The sequence below is a fragment of the Flavonifractor plautii ATCC 29863 genome (assembly GCF_000239295.1).
Lineage (GTDB): Bacteria > Bacillota > Clostridia > Oscillospirales > Oscillospiraceae > Flavonifractor > Flavonifractor plautii.
Window position 1 is genome coordinate 18,138 of the sequence record NZ_JH417677.1, and the last position, 18,450, is coordinate 36,587.

Annotated in this window: 16 protein-coding genes and 1 CRISPR repeat array; all 16 genes read left to right on the plus strand. The window is 61.2% G+C overall.

Annotated features, from left to right (window positions below):
* Positions 1–121 precede the first annotated feature (121 nt).
* The 16 genes from HMPREF0372_RS04385 to HMPREF0372_RS04460 all read left to right on the plus strand — a co-directional run bounded on the left by HMPREF0372_RS04385 (position 122) and on the right by HMPREF0372_RS04460 (position 18,423).
* Positions 122–2,251, plus strand: a complete 2,130-nt coding sequence (locus tag HMPREF0372_RS04385; protein ID WP_007489323.1) for a CRISPR-associated helicase/endonuclease Cas3 — start codon at positions 122–124, stop codon at positions 2,249–2,251.
* Between the two features lie 309 nt (positions 2,252–2,560).
* Positions 2,561–3,223: a type I-C CRISPR-associated protein Cas5c gene (gene cas5c, locus HMPREF0372_RS04390; RefSeq protein WP_007489324.1), complete on the plus strand. Its 663-nt coding sequence runs from the start codon at positions 2,561–2,563 to the stop codon at positions 3,221–3,223.
* Entirely contained in the window at positions 3,220–5,016 is a 1,797-nt protein-coding gene (gene cas8c / locus HMPREF0372_RS04395) for a type I-C CRISPR-associated protein Cas8c/Csd1 (protein ID WP_007489325.1), read from the plus strand. Before cas5c ends, cas8c begins: the two co-directional genes overlap by 4 nt.
* Positions 5,009–5,905, plus strand: a complete 897-nt coding sequence (gene cas7c, locus HMPREF0372_RS04400; RefSeq protein ID WP_007489326.1) for a type I-C CRISPR-associated protein Cas7/Csd2 — start codon at positions 5,009–5,011, stop codon at positions 5,903–5,905. Before cas8c ends, cas7c begins: the two co-directional genes overlap by 8 nt.
* Entirely contained in the window at positions 5,902–6,564 is a 663-nt protein-coding gene (gene cas4, locus HMPREF0372_RS04405) for a CRISPR-associated protein Cas4 (RefSeq protein ID WP_007489327.1), read from the plus strand. Before cas7c ends, cas4 begins: the two co-directional genes overlap by 4 nt.
* On the plus strand, positions 6,561–7,592 hold the full coding sequence (gene cas1c, locus HMPREF0372_RS04410) for a type I-C CRISPR-associated endonuclease Cas1c (RefSeq protein WP_007489328.1): 1,032 nt from the start codon (positions 6,561–6,563) through the stop codon (positions 7,590–7,592). Before cas4 ends, cas1c begins: the two co-directional genes overlap by 4 nt.
* 7 nt (positions 7,593–7,599) lie before the next feature.
* Entirely contained in the window at positions 7,600–7,890 is a 291-nt protein-coding gene (gene cas2 / locus HMPREF0372_RS04415) for a CRISPR-associated endonuclease Cas2 (protein ID WP_007489329.1), read from the plus strand.
* Positions 7,891–8,061: 171 nt separating this feature from the next.
* Positions 8,062–8,502: direct repeats of the CRISPR family, unit length 33 nt; unit sequence GTCGCACCCCTCGCGGGGTGCGTGGATTGAAAT.
* A gap of 171 nt (positions 8,503–8,673) precedes the next feature.
* Complete coding sequence (locus HMPREF0372_RS04420; RefSeq protein ID WP_007489330.1) at positions 8,674–9,537, plus strand: class I SAM-dependent methyltransferase; 864 nt, start codon at positions 8,674–8,676, stop codon at positions 9,535–9,537.
* Positions 9,538–9,548: 11 nt separating this feature from the next.
* Positions 9,549–10,403, plus strand: coding sequence for an energy-coupling factor transporter ATPase (locus tag HMPREF0372_RS04425; protein ID WP_039996672.1), 855 nt, complete (start codon positions 9,549–9,551; stop codon positions 10,401–10,403).
* 38 nt (positions 10,404–10,441) lie between these two features.
* On the plus strand, positions 10,442–11,341 hold the full coding sequence (locus HMPREF0372_RS04430; protein ID WP_080567995.1) for an energy-coupling factor transporter ATPase: 900 nt from the start codon (positions 10,442–10,444) through the stop codon (positions 11,339–11,341).
* Complete coding sequence (locus HMPREF0372_RS04435; protein WP_007489333.1) at positions 11,342–12,154, plus strand: energy-coupling factor transporter transmembrane component T family protein; 813 nt, start codon at positions 11,342–11,344, stop codon at positions 12,152–12,154. It begins immediately after the preceding gene.
* Positions 12,155–12,350: 196 nt separating this feature from the next.
* Complete coding sequence (gene truA, locus HMPREF0372_RS04440) at positions 12,351–13,100, plus strand: tRNA pseudouridine(38-40) synthase TruA (protein WP_007489337.1); 750 nt, start codon at positions 12,351–12,353, stop codon at positions 13,098–13,100.
* A gap of 204 nt (positions 13,101–13,304) precedes the next feature.
* A complete protein-coding gene (locus HMPREF0372_RS04445) occupies positions 13,305–14,504 on the plus strand; it encodes a DUF5711 family protein (RefSeq protein ID WP_024724186.1) in 1,200 nt (399 codons plus the stop codon).
* 17 nt (positions 14,505–14,521) lie between these two features.
* On the plus strand, positions 14,522–15,223 hold the full coding sequence (locus HMPREF0372_RS04450; protein WP_007489339.1) for a CvpA family protein: 702 nt from the start codon (positions 14,522–14,524) through the stop codon (positions 15,221–15,223).
* 37 nt (positions 15,224–15,260) lie between these two features.
* Positions 15,261–15,800, plus strand: coding sequence for a CDP-diacylglycerol--glycerol-3-phosphate 3-phosphatidyltransferase (gene pgsA, locus HMPREF0372_RS04455; protein ID WP_007489340.1), 540 nt, complete (start codon positions 15,261–15,263; stop codon positions 15,798–15,800).
* Positions 15,801–15,879: 79 nt separating this feature from the next.
* Entirely contained in the window at positions 15,880–18,423 is a 2,544-nt protein-coding gene (locus tag HMPREF0372_RS04460) for an ATP-dependent Clp protease ATP-binding subunit (RefSeq protein ID WP_039996675.1), read from the plus strand.
* The last annotated feature ends 27 nt before the right edge of the window (positions 18,424–18,450 follow it).

The window sequence follows — 18,450 nt, forward strand, 5'->3', positions numbered from 1 at the left end:
TGCGGTTTTGCGCAAAATCAACTATAGTTATAGTTGGCATTACGGCAAAATGTCCGGTCTATCGGGCTTATCCGGCGGTATTCTACGTTCAGAAACATTTGAGAACGGAGGTAGTTTTCCCATGACCTATCTGGCCCACATTGCCGGCGACGGCCGGAAACAGACGGCGGCGGAGCACCTCAACGGGACGGCGGAGCGTTGCGCCCTCTTTGCCGCTCCCTTTGGCGCGGAGGAGCTGGGTCGGCTGGCCGGCCTGAGCCACGACCTCGGAAAATACTCCATGGAATTTCAGCGCCGCCTTGCCGGCGGCCCCAAGGTGGATCACGCCACCGCCGGCGCCTTTGCCTGCTGGCGTATGGGGCAGCCTCTGGCTGCCTTTGCGGCGGCGGGGCACCACGGCGGCCTCCCGGACGGAGGCACTCAGGGGGATTCCCCGGATGCCGGAACCTTTTGGGGACGGATGAAGCGCGCGGAACGGGGCATGCTGCCCGACTGCTCCCCCTGGACAGAAGAGATCGCCCTCCCCTCCCCCGCTCCTCCCCCCTGCGGCGCGGAGCCGCTGTCCCTGATGTTCTTTACCCGGATGCTGTTTTCCTGTCTGACGGACGCGGATTTCCTGGACACCGAGGCCTTTATGGACGGCTCCCCCCGGCCGGAGCACCCCGCTCCTCTGGATGACCTTTGGGAGCGGCTCCAGCGCCATATCTCCGGCTGGTTTCCCCCTCAGGGAGAGCTGAACTCCCGCCGCTGCGCCGTTCTGGAGCAGTGTATCCGGATGGGCAAAACCCAGCCCCCCGGCCTGTTTACCCTCACCGTCCCCACCGGGGGCGGAAAGACGGTGGCCTCTCTGGCCTTCGCCCTGGCCCAGGCTAGGGCCAGGGGACTGCGGCGGATCATCTATGTGATCCCCTACACCTCCATCATCGAGCAGACCGCCCAGGAGTTCCGAACCATCCTGGGGGCGGAGAACGTGCTGGAGCACCACTCCAACGCCGCCTATGAAATCGACGCCGAGGCCACTCCAAAAACGGTCCGCCTGGCCCAGGCCGCGGAGAACTGGGACATGCCCGTGGTGGTGACCACGGCGGTGCAGTTCTTTGAATCCCTCTATGCCAACCGCCCCTCCCAGTGCCGCAAGCTCCACAACCTGGCCGGAAGCGTCATTCTCTTCGACGAGGCCCAGCTGCTCCCCCTCCCCTGCCTGCGGCCCTGCGTCCACGCCATCGCCCAGCTCGTTCAGCATTACGGCGCTTCCGCCGTCCTCTGTACCGCCACCCAGCCCGCACTGGGGCCGCTCTTTGCAGAGTTCCTGCCCGGCCGTCCGGCGGTGGAGCTCTGTCCGCCGGAGCTGTGTCCCCCGGAACCCTTCCGCCGGGTGTGCTTCCGCCAGGCGGGCCGGCTGGACTGGGACACACTGTCCGGACAGCTCCAGCAGCACGAGCAGGTGCTCTGCGTTGTCAACAGCCGCAAGAGCGCCCAGGAGATCTTTACGCGGCTCTCCGGCGAGGGGAACTTTCACCTCTCTACCCTCATGTATCCCGCCCACCGGCGCGCCAAGCTGGAGGAGATCCGCCGCCGGCTCAAGGAGGGGCTCCCCTGCCGGGTGATCTCCACCTCCCTGATCGAGGCCGGGGTGGATGTAGACTTTCCAGCCGTGTTCCGGGAAGAGGCGGGCCTGGACTCCATCCTCCAGGCCGCCGGCCGGTGCAACCGGGAGGGGAAGCGCCCCGTCTCGGAGAGCATCGTCACCCTTTTCCGGGGGGAAGCCGTCCCGCCGCCTCTGTTTCAGACCGCTATCGGCGCGGGCCGCATGGTGCTGGAGCAGTATGACGACATCGCCTCTCAGGAGGCGATCCAGGCCTACTTCCATACGCTCCTGGAGCTGAAGGGGGCGGAAGCGCAGGACATATATGGTATTCTGCCCAAGATTCGCACGGAGCTGTTCCCCTTCCAGTCCGTGGCGGAGCGCTTCCACATGATCGACAGCCCCACCCGGACGGTCTACATCCCATTGGGCGCGGGCGCGGAGCTGGTCGGACGGCTTCGGGCCGGAGAGCGGAGCCGGACGCTGTTCCGCCAGCTCGGCCAATACGGCGTATCTATCTACGAAGAGCACTTCGCCGCCCTGGATCAGGCCGGGGATCTGGAGCGGCTGGAGGATGGCTCCGCTATCCTTGCCACCCTGTCCCTCTATTCAGAGGAAACCGGGCTGTCCCTGGAGGCGGACTGTGGGAAAGCCTTCTTTGTCTAAACAGCAGGGGAGCGGAGACGCTTCCGTCTCCGCTCCCCTGTGCCTCCTAATTAATATACATTTCTATATTTCAATCCACGCATGTTGCGACAGAAAATATTATATCACATGTTTCAACAAAAATTCATAGATATGTATTTTAAAGAGTTTGACGGATGACTAACTCTGATGTATAATATAGTCGTCTAAATGAATAGACGCAGGATGGAACGCCGGGCAGACGTGAGGTCTCATTCACTCTCTACTCCGTCTGCCGGTGCTTCCCCTGTCCAAACAATATATTATGTATTATGAAAGGAGTGAACGCCTATGTCCATTCAGCTGGAGGTCTGGGGGGATTATGCCCTCTTTACCCGCCCGGAGATGAAAGTAGAACGGGTGAGCTACGATATCATGACCCCCTCCGCCGCCCGGGGGCTGGTGGAGGCCATCTACTGGCATCCTGGGCTGAGGTGGATCATCGACCGCATCCATGTGTGCGCTCCCATCCGCTTCACCAACCTGCGGCGCAACGAGGTCAAGTCCACTCTCTCCGCCCGCTCGGCCCGGACGGTGATGGAGCGGGGCAAGGGAGAGCTGTATCTGTGCACATCCGACGACATTCAGCAGCGGGCCGCCCTGCTGCTGCGGGATGTGCGGTATGTCATTGAGGCCCATTTTGACATGACCAGTCAGGCCGCCCCCGGAGATAATCCGGGCAAGTTTCAGGACATTGTCAAGCGCCGCATCAAAAAGGGGCAGTTCTACCACCAGCCCTGCTTTGGCTGCCGTGAGTTTCCCGCCCATTTCCACTGGTGTGAGGAGCTACCCCCCTGCCCGAAGGAGCTGCTGGGAGAGCGCGATCTGGGCTGGATCCTGTGGGATATGGACTATACAAATCCGGAGGATATCCGCCCCCTGTTCTTCCGCGGCACCCTGCGGGACGGGGTGCTGGAGGTGCCCGCCCGGGACAGCGGGGAGGTGCGGGGATGATTTTGCAGGCGTTGACCCAGTATTACGAAACTCTGGTGCAGGCAGGCGTGCTTGCCGGCCCCGGCTGGGGGCCGGTCAAGGCCTCCTATGCACTCTCTATCGCCGCAGACGGGACGCTGGAGCAGGTTACGTCCATTCAGACGGAGCAGCTCCGAGGGAAAAAGACTGTGCTCGCCCCCCAGGTGCTCACGCTCCCTGCTCCGGTCAAACGCACAGTAGGGATCGCCGCCAATTTTCTGTGCGATAACTCCGGCTACATTTTGGGCGCAGACAATAAGGGCAACCCTCAGCGCTCCCTTGCGTGCTTTGCCGCCTGCAAGGCGCTTCATACCTCTGTTTTGGGGGGTGTCGCTTCCCCCTCCGCTCAGGCCCTGCTGGCCTTCTTCCGCACCTGGATCCCGGAGTATACACTGGAGCATCCCGCTCTGGCAGAGTATCGGGAGGACATACTGTCCGGGGCCAATCTGCTCTTCCGTTATAATGGAAGCTATATCCACGAAGATCCCGAGATTCGGCGTGCCTGGGAGCGCCGCTATCGCGCCGATACCGACAGCCCAAGAGGTATCTGCCTCGTCACCGGCGAGGAAGGGCCGGTGGAGTCCGTTCACCCGGCCATCAAGAATGTGTCCGGCGCCCAATCCAGCGGCGCAGCTCTGGTCTCTTTCAACGCACCGGCGTTCTGTTCCTACGGCAAGGAGCAGAACCTCAACGCCCCTACCGGCAAATACGCCGCCTTCGCCTACACGGCCGCCCTTAATTACCTGCTGGCCGACCGGGAGCACGTCTACCGGCTCGGGGACGCCACCGTCGTCTGCTGGGCCAGAGGCGGCGGCGACGCCTACCAGGCCTTTTTCGGCGGAGCTCTGCTGGGGGCGCCGACGCCGTACAGCGCCGCGGATCTCCGCGGCATGACCGCACAGCTGTGCCAGGGAATCCCCGTGGACTTTCAGGAGGACAAGCTCGACCCCAACATGGATTTCTATATCCTAGGCCTCTCCCCCAACGCCGCCCGGCTGTCAGTGCGCTTTTTCCTCCACAATACCTTCCAGGGATTCCTGGATCACATCCAGGCCCACTATGACCGCCTGGAGATCGCTCAGTCCAATGATAATAAATTTGACAACATTCCTCTTTGGCGCCTTCTGTATGCCACTGTCCGAAGTCAAACCAAATATGAACCAAGTTCATATAAGGAAGCAAAACAAAATTTGGAAAAATATCTCCCTCCAGAACTATCCGGTGAGATCCTCCGCTCTATTCTCATGAATACCCGTTACCCTGCTACATTACTGAATGGTATTACTTTGCGTATCCGGGCAGAACACGAAATTACACGAAGCCGAGCTGCCGCCATCAAAGCATGTCTCTTGCAAAATTATCGTTGTCTTCCAATTTATTCCACACTAAGGGAGGTATTGACCGTGGAACTAAATGATTCTTGCAATTATCAGCCCTATGTTTTAGGCCGGTTATTTGCGGTAATGGAACAAATACAGCTCGCCTCCGCAGATTGGAAATTGAACCGCACAATCAAAGATAGCTATTTTACCTCCGCCGCAACAACTCCCAAAAATATCTACGCAAAATTGTTTCCACTAAGCGAATATCACATGAAAAAGCTCCTGCGTGATAAGCCCGGCCTGGCAAATATACTGGGGAAGGAAAAAGGCTCTCTGATTGGCAAATTGACTGCTCCTATTCCTCCGCGTTTTATGCCAGAAGAAACCGACTGTTTCTATATCGGATATTATCATCAGAGCAATCAGAAAAAGGAGGAAAAAGAGCATGTCTGATCCTATCAAAAACCGCTATGAATTTGTCATCCTGTTCGACGTGGAGAACGGCAATCCCAACGGGGATCCGGACGCGGGCAATATGCCCCGGGTGGATCCGGAGACTGGCCTGGGCATTGTCACCGACGTGTGCCTGAAGCGGAAGATCCGCAACTATGTGGAGACGGTGAAGGAGGACGCCACCGGCTACCGCATCTATGTCAAGGACGGCGTGCCTCTTAACCGCAGCGACGCCGAGGCCTACGCCGCCCTGGACGTGGACGAAAAGACCATCAAGGAAAAGAAAAAGGCCGATCCCGACCTGGATCGGAAAGTCCGGGACTGGATGTGCGCCAACTTCTACGATGTGCGCACCTTTGGCGCGGTGATGACCACCTTTGTGAAGGCCGCCCTCAACTGCGGCCAGGTGCGGGGGCCGGTGCAGTTGGGCTTTGCCCGCAGCGTGGAACCCGTCATTCCCCAGGAGATCACCATCACCCGTGTGGCCATCACCACCGAGGCCGACGCGGAGAAAAAGGGCACTGAGATGGGGAGAAAGTATGTCATCCCCTATGGCCTCTATCGCTGCGAGGGCTACGTCTCCGCCAACCTGGCCCGCAAGACCACCGGCTTCTCCGAGGAGGATCTGTCCCTGCTGTGGGAGGCAATCCTCAATATGTTCGAGCACGACCACTCCGCCGCACGGGGCAAGATGGCCGTGCGGGAGCTGATTGTCTTCCAGCACGACAGCGAGCTGGGCTGCGCCCCGGCCTGGAAGCTCTTTGAAGCGGTACATGTCACCCGGAGGGATCCCGGTGATCCCGCCCCCGCCCGTTCCTATCAGGATTACTCCGTCACGGTGGACGAGGCCGCCCTCCCCGCCGGAATCACCTGCCGGCGGATGGGGTGAACTTCCGTGAGGAGGAGTTTCTCCCCCTCTCCGGCCTTCAGCACTTTGCCTTCTGCCGCCGCCAGTGGGCGCTGATCCATCTGGAACAGCAGTGGCAGGAAAATCTGCGCACCATAGAGGGCCAGCTCTTCCATGAGCGTGCCCACGACGCCTCCCTTCGGGAGCGGCGGGGCGATACTCTGGTTCTCCGCAGTCTGGCGGTGGCCTCCCCTACCCTGGGACTGTCCGGCCAGTGCGACGTGGTCGAATTTCGCGCCGCGCCAGAGGGCGTCCCCCTCGCGGGCGAGGAGGGCCGCTGGCTGCCCTTTCCCGTGGAGTACAAGCGCGGCCGGCCAAAGCCTCACCAGGCGGACGAGCTTCAGCTGTGCGCCCAGGCCATGTGTCTGGAGGAAATGCTGTGCTGCCCCGTCCCGGAAGGCGCACTCTACTACGGCGAAACCCGCCGGCGCACTCCGGTGCGCTTCTCTCCAGAGCTGCGCCGTCAGGTTCAGTCCGCCGCAGAGGAGATGCATCAGCTCTTCCGGCGGGGCCACACCCCCAAAGCCAGGCCGGGCAAGTTCTGCGGCGCCTGTTCTCTGAAGGAGCTGTGCCTGCCGCAGCTGATCCGGCGGGAGTCCGTATCCGATTATCTGAACCGGGCCATGGAGGAAACGCCATGAGACAACTGTTGAACACCCTCTTCGTGACCTCGGAGGACATCTATCTGTCCCTGGACGGCGAAAATGTGGTCGCCAGCCGGGAACATCAGGAGGCCGCCCGCTACCCGCTCCATACCTTGAGCGGCATTGTCTCCTTCTCCTACCCCGGGGCCTCTCCCGCCCTGATGGGCGCCTGCGCCGAGCGCGGTATCTCTCTGGCCTTCTGCACGCCGCGCGGGCGGTTTCTGGCCCGGATCGCCGGGAGTACCTCGGGAAACGTCCTGCTCCGGCGTGCCCAGTACCGCACGGCGGACGAGCTCTCCGCCAGTTGCCGCATTGCCCGCAGTATGATCTTCGGCAAGGTCTATAACGCCCGCTGGAGCATCGAGCGCACCCGAAGAGATCACGGGCTCCGGCTGGATTCCGCCAGCCTGACAGCCTCCGCGTCTCATCTGAAAGAGCTTCTCCCCCAAATCGCCGCGGCCGCCTCTCTCGAGCATCTGCGCGGCCTGGAGGGCGCCGGAGCAACCCTCTATTTCGGGCAGTTAGACCAGCTGATCTTGGGTGAAAAGCCCCTCTTTTCCTACCAAAGCCGCAGCCGCCGTCCGCCGCGGGATCCTGTCAACGCCCTGCTCTCCTTTGTCTACAGTCTGCTGTCGCACGACTGCGCCTCCGCACTGGAGAGCGTGGGGCTGGATTCCTACGTGGGCTTTCTCCACCGGGATCGCCCCGGCCGGGCCTCTCTGGCCCTGGATCTGATGGAGGAGCTGCGCCCCTGTATGGCCGACCGGTTCGTTTTAACCCTGATAAACAACCGAATGGTGGGGCGGCAGGACTTTGATTTTCTGGAGAATGGGGCGGTCTTTTTGAGCGACTCCGGCCGCAGATCGGTTCTGAAGCGCTGGCAGGAGCGGAAAAAGGAGCCTCTGACTCACCCCTATCTCCAGGAAAAGCTCTCTTGGGGACTGGTTCCCTATCTCCAGGCGCTGCTTCTGGCCCGCTGCCTCCGCGGCGATCTGGACGCCTATCCGCCCTTTTTGTGGAAGTGAGGCCATTATGCTGGTTTTGATTACCTACGATGTCAATACGGCGGATGCCGCCGGGCGCAAACGCCTGCGGCAGATCGCCAGGCAGTGCGTCAACTACGGCCAGCGGGTTCAGAACTCCGTCTTTGAGTGTAAGCTGGATCCAGCCCAGTACAAGCTGCTTCAAGCCAAGCTGTGCGCAATCATGGACCCCGAACGGGACAGTCTCCGCTTTTATTCCCTGGGAAATCGCTATGAGCAGAAGATCGAGCACTTTGGCTGTAAGCAGACCTACCTTCCAGACGAACCTTTGATTTTGTAGCGTGCGAAGTCCAAGATGACACGCCTTCTCCGGCCGGTTCGCACCCAAAAAGCATAAAGGAAAGCTTAATGGAGCATAGGCGCGTTTGTTTTTGTATGCTCAGCCTTCTTCCCCTTGTGCAAATAAGCAAATTGAGCCAAGCAAACTCCCTGCTCTTTGGTAAAGTTTGCTGTCGCACCCCTCGCGGGGTGCGTGGATTGAAATGTGGCGCTGGCGGACCGGAAGTAAGGAGGAGCAAGTCGCACCCCTCGCGGGGTGCGTGGATTGAAATCAGTGGTTGTGCTGTACCACCCGGTCAATGGAGGTCGCACCCCTCGCGGGGTGCGTGGATTGAAATGAGAACCGGGCGGCCTTCCCGGAGGAGGGCGAGGACGGTCGCACCCCTCGCGGGGTGCGTGGATTGAAATACCTGGGATATGGCCCAGCGCGTCAAGCCGCTGCGTCGCACCCCTCGCGGGGTGCGTGGATTGAAATCGGAACGCACGGAAAAGGCTACGGGTTGCCTCCAGTCGCACCCCTCGCGGGGTGCGTGGATTGAAATAGTGAGAAATACGACATCACCAAGCATCCCCGGTATAAGTCGCACCCCTCACGGGGTGCGTGGATTAACCCGTCTTACAGAGGCGCCTGAGCCGTTTACAGGAGCCACCGCATAGGGGCGCGGGTTGATTCAGATTTTTCACCCCGCGCCTCTATTGTTTGCGCTTCTTTTCGTTGACTGGTCTAGTAGGGAATGATATAATAGGATGATTATGACAAAAACTATGGTGGGAAGATCGTATTATGTGGATTTCAACTGACTGGAAGGACTATGAACTGCTGGACTGCGGCGGCGGCGAGCGGCTGGAGCGCTGGGGCAAGTATCTGTTGGTGCGGCCCGATCCTCAGGCCATCTGGCGTCCGGAGGGGCGGCATCCCGGATGGCGGAGGCACGACGCCCGGTACCAGCGCGCCTCCACCGGAGGGGGCCAGTGGGTCAAGAAGGAACTGCCCCAGCGCTGGACATTGGGCTACAAGGGGCTGACTCTCAACATCAAGCCCATGAACTTCAAGCATACCGGCGTCTTTCCAGAGCAGGCAGCCAACTGGGACTTCGCCATGGAGCGCATCCGTTCCGCCGGGCGGCCCATCCGGGTGCTCAACCTCTTTGCCTACACCGGCGCGGCCTCGGTGGCCTGCGCGGCGGCGGGAGCCGCCGTGTGCCACGTGGACGCGGCCAAGGGCATGGTGAGCTGGGCGCGGGAGAACGCGGCCTCCTCCGGCCTGTCTGACGCGCCCATCCGCTGGATCGTGGACGACTGCGCCAAGTTCGTGGAGCGGGAGATCCGCCGGGGCCGCCGGTACGATGCGGTTATCATGGACCCCCCCTCCTACGGCCGAGGCCCCTCCGGCGAGGTCTGGAAGCTGGAGGAGAACCTCTTCCCCTTTGTGGAGCTGGTAGCCGGGGTGCTCTCGGACGAACCCCTGTTTTTCCTCATTAACTCCTATACTACGGGGCTGGCCCCCTCGGTACTGACCTACCTGCTGGAGACTCTGGTAGCCCGCCGGTACGGCGGCCGCACCGAGAGCCAGGAGCTGGGTCTGCCCGTAACCGCCACCGGCCTGGCCCTCCCCTGCGGGGCCACGGGCCGCTGGACTGCCGAATGAGGAGCTGCGCTATGAACGATGCGATCATCAAAACAGAAGAGCTGCGCTTCGCCTACGCGGAGGAGGGCGCGGTCAACCCCTTTGTGCTGGACGGGGTAAGCCTGGACATCGAGGAGGGCTCCTTTGTGGCTGTGTTGGGTCACAACGGCTCCGGCAAGTCCACCCTTGCCAAGCACCTGAACGCCATCCTGCTGCCCTCCGGCGGCAAAGTCTACGTGGACGGCATCGACACCGCCGACGAGGATAAACTGCTGGACATCCGCCGCACCGTGGGCATGGTATTCCAGAACCCGGACAACCAGATCGTTGCCAACGTGGTGGAGGAGGACGTGGCCTTCGCCCCTGAGAATCTGGGAGTGCCCCCGGCGGAGATCCGCCGGAGGGTGGACGACGCCCTCAAGGCCGTGGGTATGTACGAGTACCGGGAGCACGCCCCCCACCTGCTCTCCGGCGGACAGAAACAGCGGGTGGCCATTGCCGGTGTCATCGCTATGGCACCCCGCTGCATTGTGCTGGACGAGCCCACCGCCATGCTGGACCCCATCGGCCGGGCGGAGGTCATGAAGACCATCCGTGAGCTCAACCGCTCCTCCGGCGTGACGGTAGTGCTCATCACCCACCATATGGACGAGGCCGCCCAGGCCGACCGGCTGGTGGTCATGGCCAAGGGCCGGGTGGTGGCCGACGGCCCCCCCCGGGAGGTCTTTCAGCGGGTGGAGGAGTTGAAGGCCGTGGGCCTCACTGTCCCCGAGACCACCGAGCTGCTGTGGCAGCTCCGGCAGGCGGGGGTGGACGTTCCTCTGGACGCACTGAGCGACGAGGAATGTGCCCAGGCGCTCTTTGATCTGCTGCAAACACGGGCGTGACCTGCGGGCATGCACCAAATGATAAAGGAATGAAGCCATTGGAACCGATCATTCAGACGGAGCGCCTGAGCCACATCTATTCCGCCGGCACCCCCTTTGAACACGGGGCCCTGGTGGACGTGGACTTTACCGCCTACCGCGGGGAGTACCTGGGCATCATCGGCCACACCGGCTCGGGCAAATCCACCCTCATCCAGCACCTCAACGGGCTGCTCAAGCCCACCTCCGGCCGCGTCCTCTTCGAGGGCCGGGATATCTGGGAGAGCAAGGAGCGCACCCGCCAGACCCGCTTCCAGGTGGGACTGGTGTTTCAGTACCCGGAGTACCAGCTCTTTGAGGAGACCATCTATAAGGATATCGCCTTCGGCCCCAAAAACATGGGGCTGGACGAGGGGGAGGTCGACCGCCGGGTGCGCGAGGCCGCCCAGTTTGTTGGGTTGCGGGAGGACATGCTGGAAAAATCCCCCTTTGAGCTGTCCGGCGGACAAAAGCGCCGGGTCGCCATCGCCGGCGTTATTGCCATGGAGCCCTCCGTGCTCATACTGGACGAGCCCACCGCCGGCCTGGACCCAGTTGGCGTGGCGTCTATTCTGGGCAACATCCACGACTATCACACGGCCAAAAACGCCACTATCATCATCGTTTCCCACTCCATGGAGGAAGTGGCCCGGACGGTGGACCGGCTGGTGGTGATCAACGACGGCCGGATTCCCTTCTCCGGCGCGCCCCGGGAGGTCTTTGCCCACGGGGACGAGCTGGAGGCCATGGGCTTGGGCGTGCCCGCCATGACCCGGGTGTTCCACCGCCTGCGGGCCATGGGCGTGGACATCGACCCGTCGGTCTACACCACGGAGCAGGCCAGAGACGCCGTCCTGGCCAAACTGGGCCATGCCGGTCAGCAGAAGCAGTCTGCTTCCGGCGAAAGGGGGGCGGTGTAAGTGGCATTGAAGGACATTACCCTGGGCCAGTACTTCCCAGGCAACACCCTGCTCCACCGGCTGGATCCCCGCACCAAGCTGCTGTTCACGGTGGCCTATATTGTGGCTCTGTTTCTGGCCAAGCAGGTGGTATCCTACGCTATCCTGTTCGTCCTGCTGGCGGTGCTGATCGCTGTGTCCAAGGTGGGCATCAAGAGCATCCTACGGGGGATGAAGCCTATTTTGATCATCGTCATTATCACCGGCCTGCTCAACCTGTTCTACACCCGGGGCGAGGGAGCGCCGCTGGTCTCCTTCTGGATCTTTACCATCTATCCGGAGGGCATCTGGGCGGCGGTGTTTATGGTGCTACGCATCGCCATGCTCATCACCTGCACCTTCCTGCTGACCTATACCACCTCCCCCATCCTGCTCACCGACGGCCTGGAAAAACTGATGGGACCGCTGAAAACCCTCCATGTGCCGGTGCATGAGCTGTCCATGATGATGTCCATCGCCTTGCGCTTCATCCCTACCCTCATCGAGGAGACGGATAAGATCATGTCCGCTCAGAAGGCCCGCGGCGCCGACTTCGATACCGGCAACCTGCTCCAGAAGGCCAAAGCCCTGGTGCCCCTGCTGGTACCCCTGTTCATTTCTGCCTTCCGCCGGGCCGACGAGCTTGCCATTGCCATGGAGTGCCGCTGCTACCACGGCGGAGAGGGCCGCACCCGCCTGCGCCAGCTCAAGCTAAAGGGCATCGACATCGCCGCTCTGGTCTTCGCGGTGCTTCTGTGTGTCGGCATCGGCGTGCTGCGGCACTTTGGACTTTAAGAAAAAAATAATGGGATTTTAAAGCTTTATGAGAAATATTGCGCTACGCTTGATGTATGTGGGGACGGCCTATCACGGCTGGCACCGCAGCGTAAAGCAAACGTGCCGGCGGCACGTTTGTAGCGTAGGCTCCGCCGGCTGGGCCGGCGGAGAGGAACCGAAGTAGAACGAAAGACTGGAGACGTGAGAGGCCGTCATGCGAAACATTGCCTTAAAACTGATGTATGTGGGGACGGCCTATCACGGCTGGCAGGTTCAAAAGAACGCCGTCACCGTGGCGGAGACGCTGGAACACTCCCTGGCCTCGGTGGTGGGCCACCCGGTCAAATGTACCGGCGCGGGCCGCACCGACGCCGGCGTGCACGCGGAGACCTATATCGCCAATTTCCGCACCTCCTCCTGTATCCCCTGCGACCGGATTCCCCTGGCGGTGAACACCCGGCTGCCCGATGACATCGTGGTGGTAAAGGCTACCGAGGTGCCCGACGGCTTCAACGCCATCGGCTCCTGCCTGAAAAAGGAGTACACTTACCGCATCTACAATTCCCACATACGGAACGCATTTTACGTCAACCGCGCCTGGTTCTATCCCAAACACCTGGACGAGACTGTGATGCAGCGTGCGGCCTCCCACTTTGTGGGTACCCACGACTTCGCGGCTGTTCGGAGCGTCGGCACCGAAACCCGCACCACCGTGCGCACGGTTCACTACTTTAATATCTCCCGCAGCGGAGAACTGATCGAGTGCCGGGTGTGCGCCGACGGCTTTCTCTACAACATGGTGCGCGCCATGGTGGGCACTTGTGTCTACGCCGCCGACGGCAAATTCTCCCCCGATGACGTGCCCGCCATTCTGGAAGGCCGCAACCGCACCGCCGCCGGGCCTACTGTACCCGCCGGGGGGCTCTATATGACCAAACTGTGGTATCAGGAGGACGTCCTATAGCTCACTCTCCTGCCCTTATGTGAACTCTGGAGGTATTTCTATGCCTGCTGCACTGTGGTTCGCCATCGGCGCCGCCATCCTCTGCGCCATAACGTCAGTCTATTTGGGAACGAAAAAATAATTCTATTGCAGGGCCTGCACAAGCGCCCCTTTTATCTGTGCCGCTTATGCCTCTGCCGCATGAAATCCATGAAGGAGCATAGAATGGAAGATATCAACGGCAGCCGTCCCAACGCCGCCCCCAAACCCAAAAAGCGCCCCAACCGTTTTGTCCGGTTCCTGGCCTTTCTGGTGACACTGGCCCTGATGGTGGGCGCGGTCGCCCTGGTGGCCAACTATGACAAGCTGAATTTTGACTTCATCAAGCGCTGGTTCTCCTACCGCACCTTGGCGCGCAACGACAGCGGACAGGCGGAGTCCTTTCATTTTGTTGGGGACTCCTCCAACGCCTTTGCCGTCGTGGACGGAGATCTTCTGGTCTGCTCCCCCAACACCATCCGGCTGTATTCGGGCAGCGGTCAGGCCTTTGTGGATCAGGCCGTTTCCATGACAAATCCTGTGGTCAGCACCGCAGGCGGCACCGCTCTGGTCTATGATGCCGGCGGCCGGGAGCTCTTTGTCTACTCCGGTCGGGAGGAGGTCTTTTCCCTCACCCAAGAGGACGGCCAGGCCCTCCTGTCCGCCGATGTGAACCAGAACGGCTGGCTGGCCGTCACCAGCCAGGAGAGCGGGCACAAGGGCTCAGTGACGGTCTACGACAACAGCTACAGTCCTCTGGTGCGCTTCAGCCTGTCCAACCGTTTTGTGATGGACGCCGCCGTTGCCCCGGACAACAAATCGGTGGCTCTGCTCACCATCGGCCTTACGGACGGTAATTTTGAGAGCCGGGTGGACCTCTATCGCCTGGACCGCACGGAGGAGGAAACGGAGCCGGACTGGACCTGCCCGGTGGGCAACAACGCGATTCTTGATCTGCGCTGGACCAGCAGCGGCATTTGGGCCCTGGGTGAGTCCGGGCTCTATATTGTCTCCGGGGACGGCGTGCTCTCCGGCTCCTACGACTACGGGGGGCGCTACCTAAAGGCCTTTTCCCTGGACGGGGACGGCACCGCCTCCCTCCTGCTGGGGAAATACCGGGCGGGCAGTACGGCGGAGCTGCTCACCATAAACGCTTCAGGTGAGCTGGCCGCTGCCCTCCCCGTAGAGGAGCAGGTACTCTCTCTCTCCGCTGCCGGGCGGTATGTCGGCGTACTCACCGCCGACCGGCTGGATATCTACAGCCAGGATCTGGAGCTCTATAACACCCTGAACGGCACACAGAACGCACAAAAGGTTTTACAGCGCTCCGACGGCAGCGCCATGCTCATTGACAGCACCACCGCCCGCCTCTATGTCCCTCAATAAATTCGGAGGAAAACCCTATGGCTTATCTGATTGCTGACGGCCTGATTCTGGCCGTGCTGCTGCTCTTCGCCCTGGTGGGCGCCCACCGGGGGTTCATCCTGTCCCTGTGCGGTCTGCTGGCCGTGCTGGTGGCTTTTGTGGGCGCCAGCTTCGCCGCCCGCACTCTCTCTCCTATGGTGGCGGATGCCTTAGAGCCCAAATTCGCCTCGGCCATCGAGGAACAGCTCAACGCCTCCATCCAGCAGCAAGTGGCGGAGGAGGGCTCCGCTGCCCTGTCCCCCGACGACGTGCCTCTGGACGGGGTACTGAACGCCCTGCGGGAGATGGGCTTTTATGAAACCCTGATCAACACCGTGGACAAGGCCGTGGAGAACGGAATGACCTCCGTGGCCGCGAGCGCGGCCGCCGCAGTTGCGGCTGCCATCGCCCAGTCCGCCGCCTACCTGATCCTCTTTCTGCTGGGCTTCGCCCTCATTCTCATTGCCTGGAAGCTGATCAGCCATGCCCTGGATCTGGTGGCGCGGCTGCCCGGACTACATTTCCTGAACAAGACCTGCGGCGCGCTGTTTGGCCTGGTGCAGGCCTGCGTCCTTCTGTTTGTGGCGGCCTGGCTGCTGCAATTCTTCGGGCACGTACTGCCTGAGTCCCTGGTAAACCAAACCCACCTGCTGAAATTCTTCATGACTACCAATCCCCTCTCCCTGCTCAGCGGCCTGTAATCCCGCCCTAAACCAAAGAAAATCAGGTGAAGCTCCTATGTCCATCCCAAACCTTCTCTCCCTCCTCCGGCTAGTACTGGTGCCGGTCTTTGCCGTCGTCTTCTTTCAGCCCGCTCCAGACGCTCATCGCTGGGCGGTGCTGATCTATTTAACCGCCTTCCTCACCGATGTAGCTGACGGCTGGATCGCCCGGCACTTCAACCAGATCACCAAGCTGGGGCGGATTCTGGACCCTCTGGCGGACAAGCTGATGACCTTTACGGTCATTATCTGCATCACCGCCGACGGCATCATCCCTCTGTGGGCGGTCGTCGTCTTTTTCCTAAAGGAGCTGACCATGGCCATCGGCGGCTATCTCATGTACCAGAAACTGGGTGATGTGATCTCCTCCAACTGGCTGGGCAAGACCTCTACCGGCGTCTTTTTCGTGGTCTGCGCCGCGCTGGTGCTCTTCCCTGCCATCCCACGCCCCTGGGCCACCGGACTAATCTCCTTCGCCCTGGCCCTCACTCTGGCCGCCCTGTGCAGTTATATCTTCCAGTACCGGAAGGCTTTAAAGAAAAGAAAACAGGCGTGATTCATACGCAGTTCATAATTTCGAATTAGAATCATTTCTCTGAGGGGACTATTCTCCCCTCCAAAGGAGCTGAATACAAATGCAACCCACACTTTGTTCCAGATGCCATAAAAATGTGGCCGTGATCTTTATCCAGAAGATGGAGGGCGGGACCACCAAAAGCGAGGGCCTCTGCCTCAAGTGCGCGAAGGAAATGGGCATCAAGCCCGTGGAAGATATGATGCAGAAGATGGGCATCAGTGACGAGGATCTGGAGGGCCTGACCAATGAGATGATGTCCGCCTTCGGCGGCGCCGAGGGCATGGAGGGCCTGATGTCCGCGGAGGAGGCCGACGAAGACGAGGAGGACGAGGGCAAAACCGCCACCTTCCCCTTCCTCAACAAGCTCTTTGGCTCGGCTCAAAGCCCCCAGGCCCAGCCCCCTGAGCGGGAGCAGCCCCGCGCCGAGCGCGGAGACAAGGACAAGAAGGGCGAAAAGCAGCCCAAGCGCAAGTTTTTGGAGAATTACTGCATCTCCCTGACTCAGAAGGCCGCTGACGGCAAGCTGGACCGCATCATCGGCCGGGACGAGGAGATCCAGCGCACCATCCAGATCCTCAACCGCCGCCAGAAGAACAACCCCTGTCTGATCGGTGAGCCCGGCGTGGGCAAGACCGCCATTGCGGAGGGGCTGGCCCAGAAGATCTACCAGCGGGACGTACCCTACAAGCTGCTGGACAAGGAGGTCTACCTGCTGGATCTCACCGCCCTGGTGGCGGGCACCCAGTTCCGCGGCCAATTTGAGAGCCGCATGAAGGGTCTCATCGAGGAGATCAAGAAGCTGGGCAACATCATCCTGGTCATCGACGAGGTGCACAACATCGTGGGCGCCGGCGACGCCGAGGGCTCCATGAACGCCGCCAACATTCTCAAGCCCGCCCTGAGCCGGGGCGAGATTCAGGTCATTGGCGCCACCACTCTCACCGAGTACCGCAAGTACATTGAGAAGGACTCCGCCCTGGAGCGGCGTTTCCAGCCTGTCATGGTGGAGGAGCCCTCCATCGACGACTCCATCAGGATCATTCAGGGTATCGCCCCTTACTACGAGAAGTACCACTTTGTCTCCATCTCCCCCGAGATGTGCCGCCTGGCCGTGACCATGAGCGAGCGGTACATCACCGACCGTTTCCTGCCCGACAAGGCCATCGACCTCATTGACGAGGCCTGCTCCGACGTCAACCTCCACAACAAGACCTTGGCCCGGGAGGTGGAGGTGAAAAAGGAGCTGGATGCCCTGGAAAAAGAGCGGGAAAACCTGATGGTGGAGGCCAACGACCGGGACTACAAGCGGCAGACCACCCTCAAGAACAATGAGCAGCGGCAGACCGAGATCCGCCGGGAGCTGAACAAGCTGACCGCCGAGCACGACTCTCTCATGGGTAACCCCGCCACCACCGAAGCCCTGGCGGCCAACGAGCAGCGGCAGTCCAACTTCCGTCGGGAGCTGGACAACCTGGCCGGAGAGCGGGAGAAGCTCCTCTCCGACGAGGGCAGCAGCCGTGACTATGAGCGGCTGGCCTCCATCAAGAGCCGGGAGATCCAGCTTCAGGACGAGCTGAACAAGCTGGAGGCCCAGAGCGCCCCCCCTCTGACGGTAGAGCATCTGGCCCGTGTGATCGAGCTTTGGACCAAGATCCCCGCCAGCCAGATCCAGGAGGCCGAGTATGAGCGCCTGGCCAAGCTGGAAGACCGGCTGAAGGAGCACCTCATCGGTCAGGACGAGGCGGTTCACGCCGTGGCCGCCGCTGTCCGCCGTGGCCGGGTGGGCATCGCCTCCAAGCGCAAGCCCGTGTCCTTCATCTTTGTGGGCTCCACCGGCGTGGGCAAGACCGAGCTGGTCAAGCGGCTGGCCATGGACATGTTCCACTCCCCCGAATCCCTCATCCGACTGGACATGAGCGAGTTCATGGAGAAGTTCGCCGTCAGCCGCATCATCGGCTCTCCCCCAGGCTATGTGGGCTACGACGAGGCGGGCCAGCTCACCGAAAAGGTGCGCCGCAAGCCTTACTGCGTCATTCTGTTTGACGAGATTGAGAAGGCCCACCCCGACGTGCTCAACATTCTGCTTCAGATTCTGGATGACGGCCACATCACCGATGCCCAGGGCCGAAACGTGAACTTCGAAAACACGGTTATTGTCATGACCTCCAACGCGGGCAGCGATGCCCGTACCTCCGCCGGTTCCGTAGGCTTCGGCCGCACCGCCGACCAGCAGGGCAGGGAGCGGGCCATGAAGGCCCTGGAATCCTTCCTGCGGCCCGAGTTCATCAACCGCGTGGACGAGATCGTCTACTTCAACAAGCTCACCGAGGACAACTTCAAGGCCATTGCCGCCATTATGCTCCGTGAGCTCCAGGACGCGCTGAAGGAGAAGGGCATCACCTTCACCTGGGACGACGCGCTGCTGGACTACCTGGTGAAGAAGTCCTACTCCATGACCTACGGCGCCCGCAATCTGCGCCGCCAGATTCAGAAGGATCTGGAGGACGACATCGCCACCAAGCTCATCGACAGCTACCTCCATCCCATCCAGAGCATCCATGCCTCCGCCGACGGAGAGCACCCGGTGCTCACCGCCGAATAAATCCAAAAAAGCGCCCCGGCCGCAGCC

What these genes read in the sequence shown, in the direction of transcription:
- HMPREF0372_RS04460 (WP_039996675.1), top strand. Translation starts at nt 15,880, where the DNA reads ATGCAACCCACACTTTGTTCCAGATGCCATAAAAATGTGGCCGTGATC.
- cas7c (WP_007489326.1), top strand. Translation starts at nt 5,009, where the DNA reads ATGTCTGATCCTATCAAAAACCGCTATGAATTTGTCATCCTGTTCGAC.
- cas5c (WP_007489324.1), top strand. Translation starts at nt 2,561, where the DNA reads ATGTCCATTCAGCTGGAGGTCTGGGGGGATTATGCCCTCTTTACCCGC.
- cas2 (WP_007489329.1), top strand. Translation starts at nt 7,600, where the DNA reads ATGCTGGTTTTGATTACCTACGATGTCAATACGGCGGATGCCGCCGGG.
- cas8c (WP_007489325.1), top strand. Translation starts at nt 3,220, where the DNA reads ATGATTTTGCAGGCGTTGACCCAGTATTACGAAACTCTGGTGCAGGCA.
- HMPREF0372_RS04445 (WP_024724186.1), top strand. Translation starts at nt 13,305, where the DNA reads ATGGAAGATATCAACGGCAGCCGTCCCAACGCCGCCCCCAAACCCAAA.
- HMPREF0372_RS04425 (WP_039996672.1), top strand. Translation starts at nt 9,549, where the DNA reads ATGAACGATGCGATCATCAAAACAGAAGAGCTGCGCTTCGCCTACGCG.
- truA (WP_007489337.1), top strand. Translation starts at nt 12,351, where the DNA reads ATGCGAAACATTGCCTTAAAACTGATGTATGTGGGGACGGCCTATCAC.
- pgsA (WP_007489340.1), top strand. Translation starts at nt 15,261, where the DNA reads ATGTCCATCCCAAACCTTCTCTCCCTCCTCCGGCTAGTACTGGTGCCG.
- cas1c (WP_007489328.1), top strand. Translation starts at nt 6,561, where the DNA reads ATGAGACAACTGTTGAACACCCTCTTCGTGACCTCGGAGGACATCTAT.
- HMPREF0372_RS04450 (WP_007489339.1), top strand. Translation starts at nt 14,522, where the DNA reads ATGGCTTATCTGATTGCTGACGGCCTGATTCTGGCCGTGCTGCTGCTC.
- HMPREF0372_RS04385 (WP_007489323.1), top strand. Translation starts at nt 122, where the DNA reads ATGACCTATCTGGCCCACATTGCCGGCGACGGCCGGAAACAGACGGCG.
- HMPREF0372_RS04420 (WP_007489330.1), top strand. Translation starts at nt 8,674, where the DNA reads ATGTGGATTTCAACTGACTGGAAGGACTATGAACTGCTGGACTGCGGC.